This is a genomic window from Soonwooa sp. (assembly GCF_032062245.1).
In the GTDB taxonomy this organism is placed as follows: domain Bacteria; phylum Bacteroidota; class Bacteroidia; order Flavobacteriales; family Weeksellaceae; genus Soonwooa.
In genome coordinates this window covers 121,500-134,893 of record NZ_DAMBQF010000003.1, presented here as the reverse complement: position 1 = coordinate 134,893, position 13,394 = coordinate 121,500, and the positions used below count along the sequence as shown (strand labels likewise).

At 33.7% G+C, this 13,394-nt stretch carries 12 protein-coding genes, 1 other RNA gene and 1 pseudogene; 2 read left to right on the top strand and 12 right to left on the bottom strand.

What is annotated here, in order from left to right; all coding sequences use genetic code 11:
- The first annotated feature begins 104 nt into the window (after positions 1 to 104).
- A complete protein-coding gene (locus RT037_RS03420) occupies positions 105 to 2,597 on the top strand; it encodes a DNA translocase FtsK (protein WP_313028167.1) in 2,493 nt (830 codons plus the stop codon).
- Positions 2,598 to 2,655: 58 nt separating this feature from the next.
- Here RT037_RS03420 and RT037_RS03415 read toward each other — a convergent pair whose 3' ends face one another.
- The 10 genes and pseudogenes from RT037_RS03415 to RT037_RS03370 all read right to left on the bottom strand — a co-directional run bounded on the left by RT037_RS03415 (position 2,656) and on the right by RT037_RS03370 (position 11,790).
- Positions 2,656 to 3,009 (bottom strand): arsenate reductase family protein, encoded by a 354-nt coding sequence (locus RT037_RS03415; protein WP_313028166.1) that lies wholly within the window; start codon positions 3,007 to 3,009, stop codon positions 2,656 to 2,658.
- A gap of 16 nt (positions 3,010 to 3,025) precedes the next feature.
- A complete protein-coding gene (locus RT037_RS03410) occupies positions 3,026 to 3,688 on the bottom strand; it encodes a histidine kinase (protein WP_312322026.1) in 663 nt (220 codons plus the stop codon).
- A gap of 68 nt (positions 3,689 to 3,756) precedes the next feature.
- Positions 3,757 to 4,488, bottom strand: a complete 732-nt coding sequence (kdsB, locus tag RT037_RS03405) for a 3-deoxy-manno-octulosonate cytidylyltransferase (protein ID WP_313028163.1) — start codon at positions 4,486 to 4,488, stop codon at positions 3,757 to 3,759.
- Between the two features lie 44 nt (positions 4,489 to 4,532).
- Positions 4,533 to 4,895: pseudogene (locus tag RT037_RS03400) on the bottom strand (four helix bundle protein).
- Positions 4,896 to 4,914: 19 nt separating this feature from the next.
- Positions 4,915 to 6,168, bottom strand: coding sequence for an aminotransferase class I/II-fold pyridoxal phosphate-dependent enzyme (locus RT037_RS03395; RefSeq protein ID WP_313028162.1), 1,254 nt, complete (start codon positions 6,166 to 6,168; stop codon positions 4,915 to 4,917).
- A gap of 125 nt (positions 6,169 to 6,293) precedes the next feature.
- The gene (locus tag RT037_RS03390; protein WP_313028161.1) at positions 6,294 to 8,009 is read right to left on the bottom strand and encodes a phospho-sugar mutase; all 1,716 of its coding nucleotides are present in this window, start codon (positions 8,007 to 8,009) and stop codon (positions 6,294 to 6,296) included.
- 18 nt (positions 8,010 to 8,027) lie between these two features.
- Positions 8,028 to 8,729, bottom strand: coding sequence for a GIN domain-containing protein (locus RT037_RS03385; RefSeq protein ID WP_313028160.1), 702 nt, complete (start codon positions 8,727 to 8,729; stop codon positions 8,028 to 8,030).
- Between the two features lie 135 nt (positions 8,730 to 8,864).
- A complete protein-coding gene (locus tag RT037_RS03380; protein ID WP_313028158.1) occupies positions 8,865 to 9,782 on the bottom strand; it encodes a hypothetical protein in 918 nt (305 codons plus the stop codon).
- A gap of 444 nt (positions 9,783 to 10,226) precedes the next feature.
- Positions 10,227 to 11,177, bottom strand: a complete 951-nt coding sequence (locus RT037_RS03375; RefSeq protein ID WP_313028156.1) for a glycosyltransferase family 2 protein — start codon at positions 11,175 to 11,177, stop codon at positions 10,227 to 10,229.
- 25 nt (positions 11,178 to 11,202) lie between these two features.
- A complete protein-coding gene (locus tag RT037_RS03370; RefSeq protein WP_313028154.1) occupies positions 11,203 to 11,790 on the bottom strand; it encodes a DUF4199 domain-containing protein in 588 nt (195 codons plus the stop codon).
- A gap of 207 nt (positions 11,791 to 11,997) precedes the next feature.
- Between RT037_RS03370 and ffs the strand changes: the two genes are divergently transcribed.
- Positions 11,998 to 12,095: signal recognition particle sRNA small type (gene ffs / locus RT037_RS03365), an RNA gene on the top strand.
- Positions 12,096 to 12,236: 141 nt separating this feature from the next.
- On the opposite strand, the gene RT037_RS03360 is transcribed toward ffs, so the two are convergent.
- Together RT037_RS03360 and RT037_RS03355 are read right to left on the bottom strand one after the other, a co-directional pair.
- The gene (locus tag RT037_RS03360) at positions 12,237 to 12,917 is read right to left on the bottom strand and encodes a metal-dependent hydrolase (protein ID WP_313028151.1); all 681 of its coding nucleotides are present in this window, start codon (positions 12,915 to 12,917) and stop codon (positions 12,237 to 12,239) included.
- A gap of 26 nt (positions 12,918 to 12,943) precedes the next feature.
- Positions 12,944 to 13,390 (bottom strand): SRPBCC family protein, encoded by a 447-nt coding sequence (locus RT037_RS03355; RefSeq protein ID WP_313028150.1) that lies wholly within the window; start codon positions 13,388 to 13,390, stop codon positions 12,944 to 12,946.
- Positions 13,391 to 13,394: the final 4 nt, after the last annotated feature.

Below are 13,394 nucleotides of genomic sequence, written 5' to 3'. Positions count from 1 at the left end.
AAAGCCTCAATTATTTACACCAGAATCGACAAGAAAGCCCTATATTTAACTTCAAAATTCATTTAAAAAAGATTAAATTTGCACGGAATTGACCGAATTTATCAATGGAAAAAAGCAAAACAACGAACACAAACGACCAAACAAAAATCCTTCCCAAATCCCGCATCGTTACAGGTATTTTACTATTTTGTATCGCTGGGATGATGAGCATCGCTTTCGTCTCCTACCTTATGAACTGGAAAGCAGACCAGTCGCAAGCTGGTACAATGGGCGATAGACACATCAAATCTTCTAATGTTTTAGGAAAAATAGGCGATTGGCTGGGTAATCTTTTCATCTTCGATAGTATAGGCGTTGCTGCTTTTATTATTCCGTTTTTGTTGATGGTTTTCGGATTTATTATCCTTAAGAAAAACTACTTCAAACCTTGGAAAACCATTTCGCACAGTTTATTTTTCATTTGTTGGTTGCCTATTTTTCTTGGGATAGTAACTAAAGGCGATGGTGTATGGAGTGGCGTTTACGGATATCAAATCATGGATTATCTTAAAGCCTATGTCGGATCGGTTGGACTGTGGCTTATCATATTAGTAAGCATATTGCTTTATTTTGTTTTAGAATTTAATTTAAGACCAAGTAGTATCAGGAATAAATTCAATGAGATTAATGACAATACCATTGGAAAACTAAAAGAAATGATGCCAAAATCGGAGGAAAACTTCGAAGCTGATGACGAACTGGAACAAAAAGAGGATCTTGAAAAGGAAAATATTATAGAGAAAGAAGAAATCCCAACGGAACTTCCAAAAATAAAAGTTACAGAAGACATCCAACCGATTGCAACACCTAACAAAACTACTTTTGAAAGTGTTGAAACGCCACCTGTAACACCTCAGAAAGATTTAGAAGCGGTTTCTATTAAATTAGATAATGATTTCAGCAAAACTCCAGTTGTAGAAAAACCAATTACAACGCAGCAAAACATCGCATCAAATGCTGAAGATATTGCTTTTAATATCGAAGTTAAAAAAGAGGAGCAACTTGATCCAAATGAAGCAAAATCACAAGAATTGGTGAAAGAACACGGTTTGTACGACCACAGATTGGATTTAGCAAAATTCCAAATGCCTAGTTTTGATTTACTAAAAGATTACGGAAGCGAAGAAATTACGATTAACAAAGACGAATTAGAAGAAAATAAAAATAAAATTGTTGGACTTCTTAAGAATTTTAATGTTGGAATTTCTGAAATTAAAGCAACGATTGGTCCAACCGTTACACTTTACGAAATTGTCCCAGAAGCGGGAATCCGTGTTGCACAAATTAAAAAACTACAAGACGATATTGCGCTTAATCTTTCGGCTTTAGGAATCCGTATTATTGCACCAATGCCAGGAAAAGGAACCATAGGAATCGAAGTTCCGAGAAAAAATCCTACGATGGTCTCGATGCGCTCGGTGATTACTTCCAATAAATTCCAAACCTCGGATATGGATCTTCCTGTGGTATTTGGTAAGACCATTTCCAACGAAATTTTCATGGCGGATTTAGCAAAAATGCCACACTTACTAATGGCCGGGGCAACTGGTCAAGGTAAGTCTGTTGGTATCAACGCCATCTTGACTTCCTTACTCTATAAAAAGCATCCAAGTGAACTTAAGTTTGTAATGGTTGACCCGAAAAAAGTAGAATTGTCACTTTATTCTAAAATTGAAAGACATTATTTAGCAAAACTTCCAGATGCGGAAGATGCGATTATCACGGACAATAACAAGGTAATTAACACACTTAATTCACTTTGTATAGAGATGGATAACCGTTACGAATTGCTTAAAAATGCATTCTGTAAAAACTTAAAAGAATACAATAAAAAATTCACAGAACGAAAGTTAAACCCTGAAAACGGACATCGTTATTTACCTTACATTGTTTTGGTTGTGGACGAATTTGCGGATTTGATTATGACAGCTGGTAAAGAAGTTGAAGTCCCGATTGCACGTCTTGCACAGCTTGCCAGAGCGATTGGTATCCACTTGATTGTGGCGACGCAACGTCCATCTGTTAACGTTATTACGGGTATGATTAAAGCCAACTTCCCTGCTCGTGTGGCTTTCCGTGTTATTCAAAATACCGATTCGCGTACGATTTTGGACTCGCCAGGCGCAGAGCAATTAATTGGAAAAGGTGATATGCTTTACTTTAATGGTAATGAAATTACACGTCTGCAATGTGCTTTTGTTGATACGCCAGAAGTTGAAAAATTAGCAGAGTTTATTGGTGAGCAAAAAGGATATTCGGATGCCTATATCTTGCCTGAATACAGCGGTGAAGAGACTTCTTCTAATGTCGGAAGTTTTGATCCGAACGAGAAAGATCAATTGTTTGAAGAAGCTGCAAGAATCATCGTTTCGACGCAACAAGGTTCGACTTCGATGTTGCAACGTCAGTTAAAACTAGGTTATAATCGCGCTGGTAGAATTATGGATCAGTTGGAAGCTTCGGGCGTTGTTGGTGGCTTTAATGGCGCCAAAGCAAGAGAAGTTTTAATTTCCGATTTACATAGTCTCGAACAGTTTTTAGATAACTTAAGAAAATAAAAACTCGGCATTCAGAATTGAATGCCGAGTTTTTATTTGTTTATACTAAAACTTTCTTCTATTTCGCTTCAAAAAAAGCTCGTAGATTTTCTAAATTCTTTTTATCACTACCAGCAAAAATTTCTTTATCAGTGATAAATACTGGACGTTTCAAAAAACTGTAATGATCGAGAATCAAATCTTTGAAATCTTTTTCTCCCAAGATCTTTACATCAATTTCTCGTGCCTTAATTTGCGTTGACTTTTTACTAAACAAAGCTTCATAAGATTTCGTCAAATTATACATTTCCGCCAACTCTTCTTTTGTAATTGGCGCTGATTTTATTTCACGAAGATCCCAATCTGACAAATCAAATTCCGCCATTATTTTTTTGCAAGTTCCACAAGTTTTAAGATAAAATACTTTTTTCATAATCAATTATATTTAATTAAAACTTAAAAGTATTTGCAGGGAATTCTTTATTTACTTCAATTTTAAAAATAGAAAGAACATAATCTCCATCTTTTTTAGGCGAAGAAGATTCGATGCGATGCGCCATCACAAGATTTCCAACTTTCTTGTATTCATCATAAGTTAAGGTCTCATCTTTCTTTACTTCTCTGTACAACATATAAGTTTTAACATCGAAATAATAAATCGTTTTGTTAACATTTTTGGTCAATTCAACCTTAAAATAACTATTATTTCCGATTTGTTCTTTACCTAGTAAATTGGCTTCAAAACCTTTATTTTCCCAATCGATAAAATCGTTATCAAAACTTTCAGGGACATAACTCGGATATTCTTGAATTTTGTTTTGAGCGTAATTCATCGCATAGCCTTTTTTACCATCATAACCTTCAACCGTCGTTTCCTTTTGATTAATCATAATCACGGTTTTTGTCAAATTAGGACGTTTTTGATAGATTTTAAAAGGATATTCGTCATTAACTCCCAATGTCACGCGACCTTGTAATAAGACAGAGTTTAGAAGCTTCCAGTTGGTTAAACCACCCGAAAGTTCAATATTTTTGTCGATAATTTCTTTTGCTGTTTGTGCTTGAATAAAACACGATAGAACCACACCAAATACTAATAGTAATCTCTTCATTAATTGCAATTAAGCTCCAAATATAAGTTTTTTAAAACGCTTTTTTCTTTTAAAAATTATAAAAGATGTTAATTCTGACCAATAATCAACTTTGCCTTTTCCAAATCTTCAGGTGTATCGATGCCAACGCCCACGAAATGGGTTTCTATCAACTTGATTTTCATGCCATATTCCAAATAGCGAATACACTCTATTTTCTCTGAAATTTCTAAAGGTTTCATTTCTAATTTTGAAAACTGCAACAAAGCTTCTTTTCTAAATGCATAAACACCAATATGTTTAAAATACTGAACATTAAAGCTTATTTCACGATGAAATGGAATAACCGAACGACTAAAATACAGTGCAAATCCATTGTTATCCGTAATTACTTTTACATTATTGGGATTTTCGATTTCCGACTTTTCTTTAAGCTCAATCTTTAAAGATGCTAAAGATATTTCTTTATTGTTATCGGTTTTAAAAACGTCTATCAACTGTTGCAAAGGCTCCAATTTAAGAAAAGGTTCGTCACCCTGAACATTAATAACAATATCACAATCGATGCCCTGAACAGCTTCTGCAATTCTGTCGCTTCCCGTTTCGTGTTCTCCTGTCATAACAGCTTTCCCACCATTTTTTTCGATTTCTTTGAAAATAATTTCGGAATCTGTTGCCACAAAAACATCATCGAAAAGTCCTGTCGCCAAAACGTTTTGATAAGTGGTTGTAATAATGGTTTTGTCACCCAAAATCTCCATTAATTTCGCGGGAAATCTAGTCGAATTATAACGTGCGGGAATAACTGCAATGATTTTCATTTATTTTAGTTATGAGTTATAAATTATGAGTTATGAGTTATGAATTATTTTGAACTGAGATTCTTTTTTGTTGTTACAATAATGCTTCCAATAATTTTCAACAATTCGGTTGCATCATTTATTAAATAATCTGCTTCATCAGAACTAATAAAATTAGTTTCTTTTAATAATTGAAACCAATATAATGTTTCGTCACATTCTTTTTGTGAGATTTACAATTTATGAATGAAATGCATTTTACTTTGTGCATTCTGAGCTTCTCTTACATTTGCCCCAATCGAGGTTTCTGAGCGTAAAAATTGTTTTGATAAAACATATTCTTTTTTCTCAGTTGAAAATATTTTGTAGAAATTTACAAGCTTGACTGCAAAATCAAAACTCTTTTTAACAACAATGCTTTCATTCATAACTCATAATTCATCATTATTAATTTAATAAGTTTAAAGCTTTTTCTAATTTTGGAAGCATTTCTTTGATTTCATCAACTGAAAGCCCGCCAACTGAAGCACGGAACCAAGGGTCAGTAACTGAACATCCAAATGCTGAGAAAGGTACAAATGCAACGCCTCCTTCACGAATTAAATAGAAAACCAAATCCGAAGTTTTCTCAACAACATCGCCATTTGACATTTTCTTACCGATATAATCCATTTTGATGGTTAAATACATCGCACCCATCGGTTGAATGCTGTCAACATTCAATCCTTTTGATTTTAAATCTTGAATTCCATCATGCAAAACCTTCAAACTATTTTCCAATTCACCTTTAAAATGATTTACAAAACGATTTAATTCTACGGTATTTTGATAATAATTTGCTGTTGCTTCCTGCTCTGGTTTTGGTGCCCAAGCTCCGATATGCGTATTGAGAGCTTTCATTTTTTCGATAATTTCTGAAGGTCCGAAACTCCAACCTACTCTAACGCCAGTTGCAGCAAGGCTTTTTGAAATTCCATCAACGAAAATCGTATATTCTTTTAATTCTGGAAACAAAGAAACTGGATTAAAATGCTCTTCACCAAAAGTCAAATTAGAATAAATTTGATCGTACAACAAATACAAAGGCTTTTGGTCTGCCGAACGTTTTTTATTTTCTTCTAAAATTAATTCACAAATTCCGTAAAGTTGGTCTTTTGTAAACATCGTCCCAGTTGGGTTAAGCGGCGAACACAACGAAATAAGAACTGCATCCGAAACATGAGGTGCAATTTCTTCTGCAGTTGGTAAAAAGTTGTTTTCTGGCTTGGTTTCCACTTCAATTCCTTGTGCGGAAGTTAAATAGGTGTAATGGTTGTTATTCCATGATGGAACGGGATAAATCACCTTGTCGCCTTCATCCACGATCGTTTTGTAAATAGCATAAATCAAAGGTCTTGCACCAGCTGTAATCAAAATATCTGCTGGCGAATACTCCAGATTCCAACGGCTTTTTAAATCCTCAGAAACCGCTTTTCTCAACGACAAAATTCCGTTTGCTGGTGGATAATTAGTTTGATGATTTTTGTATGCTTTTTCGATTTCCTCTTCTAGCAAAGCAGGAATTGGGTACAAATGAGAATTCAAATCACCGATGGTAAGGTTGGCAATTTGCGCTCCGTTAGCCTTCATATCGTTTACTTCATTTCCGATTTTTACGATTTCGGAACCGATAAGATTGGCTGCTAATTTTGAAACTTTCATTTTCTTTTTTATAGATTTTATTTAGATTTTTTCTTTTATTAAACGAAAAATAAAAGACTATTTATTTCCGTATAAATTTATTTTTAAACAAAAAATTCGGGATTTATTCATCCCGAATTTAGATATTAATTGAGATTAAGACTCTCTTTTATGGCTTCAATTTTCTTTTCTAAAATCGGAAGTTTTGCAACAAAATCAGCTTCCGAATTGATACTATCTTTCACAGAAACATAAAATTTAATTTTTGGTTCTGTTCCCGATGGACGCACGCAAACTTTAGTTCCATCTTCTGTGTAATAAATCAAGACATTGGATTTTGGAATATCATCCATTACTTTTTTCTCGTTGCTTGCAACCATTAAGCAAGTTTGCTCTTTAAAATCTTTAACTTCTGCAACTGGCGAACCAGCGATTTCTTTTGGTGGATTTTCACGGAAATTCTTCATCATTTCCTGAATTTCTTCTGCGCCTTCACGACCTTTTTTAACAACATTTATCAAGCCTTCGTAGTACATTCCGACTTCTTTATAAATGTCAATCATGTACTGATACATCGTTTTACCATTGGCTTTGCACCAAGCCGCAATTTCGCACGCCAACAAGATAGAACCGCAAGAATCTTTATCTCTAACGAAATCTCCCGTCATAAATCCGAAACTTTCTTCACCACCACAAACAAATTTTTCTTGACCTTCAAAATCGCGAATCATTTTACCAATCCATTTGAAGCCCGTTAATCCAACTTTGCAATCAACACCGAATTTCTCAGCAACATCAAAGAAAACATCAGAAGTTACAATCGTAGAACCAATAAATTCTTTACCCGTAATTTTTCCTTGTTTTTTCCATTGGTCAAGGATATAATAAGTTAAAATTGTGTTGGTTTGGTTACCATTTAACAATTCTATATTTCCATTTAAATTTCGAACGGCGATTCCTAATCTATCGCCGTCTGGATCAGTCCCAATAACGATATCACCATTGGTGATTTTCGCTAAATCCATTGCCATTTCCAAAGCTGCTGGCTCTTCAGGATTCGGAGATTCTACTGTCGGGAAATTCCCGCTCGGAATCATCTGTTCTGTTACCAAATCAACTTTTGTGAAACCCGCTTTTTTCAAAGCTTTAGGAATAGTTGTGTAAGTCGTACCGTGAATTGAAGTGAAAACAATATTCAAATTATCTCTTCCAACATTTTGATACAAAGAGTTTTCCATACAAGCATCGATGTACACATCATCTTGCTCCTCGCCTATCCACTCTATTAAATCATCATTTCCATCAAATTTTATAGCATCAAATTTAGTTGCATAAACTTCTTTGATAATATTTTCGTCATCTGGTGGAACCACTTGCGCTCCATCATTCCAATAAACCTTGTAACCGTTATATTCTGGCGGATTGTGTGATGCTGTCAACACAATTCCTGCGTTACATTTTTTATCACGAACTGTAAATGACAATTCTGGCGTTGGACGGTGATTTTTGAACAACAAAACTTTAATTCCGTTTGCTGTCAAAACATCAGCAACCAATTTTCCAAATTCTTTAGAATTGTTACGAACGTCGTACGCAATCGCAACTTTAATCTCTTGATTTGGAAATGATTGATGAAGATAATTCGCCAAACCTTGCGTAGCTTGTCCCAGTGTATATTTATTAAGACGATTAGTCCCAACGCCCATTATACCACGCATTCCGCCAGTCCCGAACTCCAATTCTCTATAAAAAGAATCTTCTAAATCTGGTGAATTGCTGTCGATAAGTTGTTGTACTTTTTCTTTAGTTTCAGTATCAAATGTATCCGTAAGCCACAATTGAGCTTTTTCTAATGTTGTCATAAAAAGTTATGTGTGTTTTTAGTTTAAATTCTTTTGCTGCATCGTTGCTTTTTCCTCAACTTTTATCTTCTTTGAAGGATTCCCGTAGTAGACTAATTTGCCTGTATTGGTGATAGTTCCTTTAATTTCTTCATCCACATTGACCTCGGTATAGTTTCCGTTTTTAGAATCCAATTCTAGACTGTTGATAAACCAATATGGCGAAATGATACTCGCAGTATCCGAAATTTTAACATAAGCTTGATCGGTTTTCCCTAGAAGATTAGCACGACTTTTTTGCGTCATATTTAACCAAGTTTTGGTAGAAATAATGCCACCTATAAATTTGGATTGATCTTTAAGCGTCAACTTAAAGTCATTGACTTTCATCTGACTAGAGATATTTAATTCTACAGAATCCGCCAATTTAACATCATCAAAAGGATGTTTTCCGTATATTGTTAAGTTATAAAAACCTGCTTTTTCGGTTGGTCTTTTTTCTTTAATGGTTAAAATTTTATTTTCAACACCGATTTCTAAATTATTAAACAAATTGGGTGTTGTCTCAACCGCCACAAAATTATGCGGACTTTCTACATAAAAAAGTCGAAATTTCCCCTTTGCATCGAGTTTTGAAAACTCTGCAAGTTCCACATCTTTAGCTTCGATATCGCCTTTTGGACTAATATTTCCACAAGAAAATAAAGTCGTTATCAGCAATAAATAAACTAGGTTTTTCATTCTTAAAATTTGAAGTTTCAAGTTAGCTTTTTTCCTAGAAATAAGGGCAAATTTTTTCAAAAAAATATCATTTAGAAATACAAAGAAAAATCACGACGATTTTTACGAAATTTTCAATTTAAAACAGAAAAAAAATTAATTTTCTTGAATTTTATTAATTGAAACAACATTCTTAAGTTTAACCTCAGAACCAGAATTCTCTAGATAAACATCAAAAAGATTATCGGTTTTATTTAATTTAAAAACAAAATAAAAATCTTTAGACTTAGATTTTTGTAATAAAGTGTTATAAAACTCCATCACCTGCATACGATCATGTAAAAAATCATAGCGAAAACCTGATTCATCCTCATAATATTGCAACTGAAGTTTTTGTGAAAACAAATTAGTTTCTAAGCTTGTTGTATTATTTTTGAAATCTGTAAACTTAAAATCATTCTGTAGAAAATCTGTTGCAAAGACAATCTTAGCATTTAGATTTTTAACATAGTCAACTATTATTCCCCAATTGGCTTGAGTTATATAGACAAACATATAATCTTCTAAAATTTTTACATCCTCGAATCGATCTCCATCACTCCTTAATAAATTAAGATTTTCGGGTATTTTCTTCCCTTGAAAAGTACCGAGAGGAAGTGTGTTTATTTTACTATCCTTCTCAAAACGACTATCGGATTTGAAGTTTCCTACTGATTCTGTCATTCCAAATCCTAGTTTTCCGTTTGGAAGAATTTTAGCTACGAAGCAAGGATCTGATTTAAGATTTTTAGTTAATTCTTTAATTTTTTGTGATGGTAATTTATTTTCAGCTTCATAAAAAGTTTCGTCTTCGTAAAAAAACCATTTTAATCTTATAGAATGAGGATATGGTTTTGTCGATGATCGAGAATATAAACTTGGACTAAATACATCTCCTAAATTATTAAAATTGGTAGCATTTTTTGGATTAAGAATTTGATATTCTGCTTGCCAAATTCCATCATATTCGTTGTCACCATAAATAAGTTGATATTCTATAATTTTGTAATGTTGATGAGCATCTTCTGTTGTCAAATATCAATACCAAACTTTTTTATCAAAGTATTTATCCTTTTTTAATTGAATAAAAAACGCCACACAAAAACCGACTAATATTAGAAATAGTCCCAGATTGACTATATTGACACGATTCCTAAACATTATTCTTATTTATTCCCACTTCCTAAACCAATTAAAAATTGGGTTACTAAAAAGTAAAACACGAAAAATATCGCCGAAAACTTAAAAGCTTTTTTAAAAAAATTGGAGTAAACAAGATCTGACTTCATCGTCAACAACCATAAAATCAAGAAAAAGAACAAGGTCATAATCGGGTTAAAATAAAACACTGATGTACGACCTAGCTCTAAATATTTGAAAAGAAATTGGTAACTAACTGCGTTAATAAATACTAGTAAAACAAAGTACAATGCTATTTGTCCGAAAACTTTATCTTCCGTTTTTGTATTATTAATCGAGTTAAATTACTTCTTCCACATTATAATTTTTGTGGTCTCTTTTGGAACGGACAATCATCTCGCCCAAAAATCCTGAAACAAATAATAAAGTTCCTAAAATCATCATTGTCAAAGCGATGTAAAACCAAGGATTTAACGCAATCAAATGACCATATACACCTTTGGAAACATCAATTAATTTGGAGATTCCTAACCAAAGTGCCGACAAAAATCCGATGATGAACATTAAAGTTCCTGCAGCGCCAAAAAAGTGCATTGGACGTCCACCAAATCGACTTACAAACCACAAGGTTACTAAATCTAGGAAACCACGAATAAATCTTTCGGTCCCGAATTTTGAAGTTCCGTAAGGACGCGCTTGATGTTGTACAGGTTTTTCTGTAATTCTCTTGAAACCCGCATTGGCAGCCAACACTGGAATATAACGGTGCATATCGCCGTACACATCAATAGATTTTACTACACGTTTTTTATAGGCTTTCAATCCACAATTAAAATCGTGAAGATGAACACCAGACAACTTACGAGCCGCACCATTAAAGAGTTTTGATGGAAGATTTTTCGTCATAACGTTGTCAAAACGCTTTTTCTTCCAACCCGATACGATGTCGTAATCTTCTTTGGTAACCATGTCATACAACTCAGGAATTTCTTCTGGAAAATCTTGTAAGTCCGCATCCATCGTTATCACAACATCGCCTTGCGCTTTCTCGAAAGCCGCATGCAAAGCTTGAGATTTTCCATAGTTTTTGGAAAATTTAATCCCATGTACTTGCGGATGTTGCACTTTTAGATTTTCTATAATGCTCCAAGAAAGATCCGTACTACCATCATCGACAAACCAAACATCATAACTTAATTGATGTTGCTTACACACAGCATCAATACGGTTAAAAAGCTCTTCGATGGATTCTTCTTCGTTGAGAAGTGGAATAATTATAGAAAGATTCATTAATTAAATTTAGGTAAAAATAAGATTATTCGTAGCGTTTTTTGTTTTTCAAAAAGGCAGCAATAATAATCGACAAAAGTAAATAAAATAATAAAATGCCGGCAAAAAGTTTTCCTAAAAATTCGAAAGAGAAATAGTTACGTTTTTCCTTTAAAGCTATTTCGCGCGCTTCTTTCGCTTCTTTATAATTCTTTTCTAACTCAACAACGACATTGGCATCTTTGTGGTTAGCTGCATCAATTTTTTGTTTTTGATAAGCTTCTTCAAGATTAGTAAGCTCAGTTTGTACGTATTGATAATTTAGTAAATCACGTGCATTTTTATCCACATAATTTAGGAATCCGAACATTGTCACCATCGATAAAAACCCGCCAACAAAAAGCGTTAAAAACGATTGCTTAAAAGCTTGAGGATAAGTAATTTGAGTTCCTTTTCGCAACCAATATGTTGATAAGAAAGCGGCGATACCGTAAAGAAAAGTTAAACCAAACGCATTGATTTTCATACTAATATCCCAATAATTAGGACCAGCAAAAAAATAATAAACACCAAAGAATAACAACATCGTTACTCCGTATAAACCAAGACCAATAACTACTGGATTTTTCGTCATAATTTTCTAAAATGTGGGAAGATTATCTCTATCAAACTTCATTTTTGTCATTTTAAAAACCGATTTTTTTTATTAAATGACAAAATTTTTAAAATTTTCAAGATTTTTTCAAATTAAAAATCAAGCTATTAGACTAATTAACGCCTATAAATTCTCATTTTCTTGAGAAGACTCTTCCAAATTCATAAATAATTTCTATATTTGCACTGGCAAGTCCTACACAACCAGCTCCTGAGAATCCTCCAGGGTGGGAACGCAGCAAAGGTAATCGGTTGTAGCGGTGTGATGTAGGTAGCTTGCCATTTTTTGTGTCTATATGTTTCGTAATTTTATTTAAAAACTGAAGCATTAAATCCTCCAAAATCTCTGAATATTCTAATTTTACTTTATTTAAAATCAAACTATTAGCTGAATTTTTCAAAACTTAAAGCTTCAATTTATTTTAATTAAAATTCAAATTCCTCACCTAATTCTGGTAAACTGAATTCGATGCCTGCGTCTGCAAAATGTTTCTTTGCATTATCATGATTAATTTTGATTGGCTCAAACGTATCAAAATGACAACCGATAACTTTTGGCGTCAACAATAATTCTTTCGCCGCAAAAGCTGCTTTGCGAGGACACATCGTATAATGACGACCAATGGGAAGAATCGAAACATCTAGCTTTCCAAAAACTTTTGGGAAAATAGCCATCTCTGCAGAAACGCCCGTATCACCTGCTAAATAAAGATTTTTACCTGGCAAACGGAAAATATATCCTGCCGCTTCACCCCCGTAAGTTCCGTCCGGAAAAGAGCTTGTATGGCTTGCTGGCACCATGGAAATTTTAAGATCGTCAATTTTTGCAGAACCACCGAAATTGATGTCAATATTGTTCGCATGTTTGAAGTAGCCACAAATTTCTGGTTGCCCAATAACGGTCGCATCTGGATAGTTTGCCAATACCTCCGCGACATCTGCCGTATGATCGCCGTGTGCATGCGTAATCAACACATAATCAATTTTTTGCGCTGTAATATCGAATCCTGTTTTATCCTTTTGAAAGTTGTAAAAAGGATCACTCAAAATCGTTTTTCCGTTATGGATGAACAAAAAGCAATTTTGTCCTAAGAATTTTATTTTCATTTTTTAATTTTAAAATTTAATTATACTTATTCAGCTGGGAATTTATCTTCGATAAGATTTAATTTAATCCCATGTTCTAACCAAGCTTTACAACCATCCAAAACCGTTGTAAAACCGCCCGTATTATCATTAACGACTTTAGCTAAGTCATCGCCAGTTTGCGGATAATCATAACTTTTGATGATTACTAAAGTTCCGTTTTTCATCTCTTGAAACTCGTAATCGACATTGGTTGCAGGATTTCCCCACAAAGTTTCGATTTTTTGATTTGGAACAATCTTCAAAGTTTGTACTTCTGATGACACATTATACATTTCCCAAGTCCAAGTTGTCGTAGTCCCTTCTTCCAGCTTTCCACTCGATTTTGTAAACCAAAACTTGGTTGTTATTTCAGGATTTACAAATGCTTCAAAAACCTCAGCAATAGGCTTTCTGATTAACATTTGACATTGTACAAAAATTGGATGTTCCATATAT

What these genes read in the sequence shown, in the direction of transcription:
- RT037_RS03420 (WP_313028167.1), top strand. Translation starts at nt 105, where the DNA reads ATGGAAAAAAGCAAAACAACGAACACAAACGACCAAACAAAAATCCTT.
- RT037_RS03415 (WP_313028166.1), bottom strand. Translation starts at nt 3,009, where the DNA reads ATGAAAAAAGTATTTTATCTTAAAACTTGTGGAACTTGCAAAAAAATA.
- RT037_RS03410 (WP_312322026.1), bottom strand. Translation starts at nt 3,688, where the DNA reads ATGAAGAGATTACTATTAGTATTTGGTGTGGTTCTATCGTGTTTTATT.
- kdsB (WP_313028163.1), bottom strand. Translation starts at nt 4,488, where the DNA reads ATGAAAATCATTGCAGTTATTCCCGCACGTTATAATTCGACTAGATTT.
- RT037_RS03395 (WP_313028162.1), bottom strand. Translation starts at nt 6,168, where the DNA reads ATGAAAGTTTCAAAATTAGCAGCCAATCTTATCGGTTCCGAAATCGTA.
- RT037_RS03390 (WP_313028161.1), bottom strand. Translation starts at nt 8,009, where the DNA reads ATGACAACATTAGAAAAAGCTCAATTGTGGCTTACGGATACATTTGAT.
- RT037_RS03385 (WP_313028160.1), bottom strand. Translation starts at nt 8,729, where the DNA reads ATGAAAAACCTAGTTTATTTATTGCTGATAACGACTTTATTTTCTTGT.
- RT037_RS03375 (WP_313028156.1), bottom strand. Translation starts at nt 11,177, where the DNA reads ATGAATCTTTCTATAATTATTCCACTTCTCAACGAAGAAGAATCCATC.
- RT037_RS03370 (WP_313028154.1), bottom strand. Translation starts at nt 11,790, where the DNA reads ATGACGAAAAATCCAGTAGTTATTGGTCTTGGTTTATACGGAGTAACG.
- RT037_RS03360 (WP_313028151.1), bottom strand. Translation starts at nt 12,917, where the DNA reads ATGAAAATAAAATTCTTAGGACAAAATTGCTTTTTGTTCATCCATAAC.
- RT037_RS03355 (WP_313028150.1), bottom strand. Translation starts at nt 13,390, where the DNA reads ATGGAACATCCAATTTTTGTACAATGTCAAATGTTAATCAGAAAGCCT.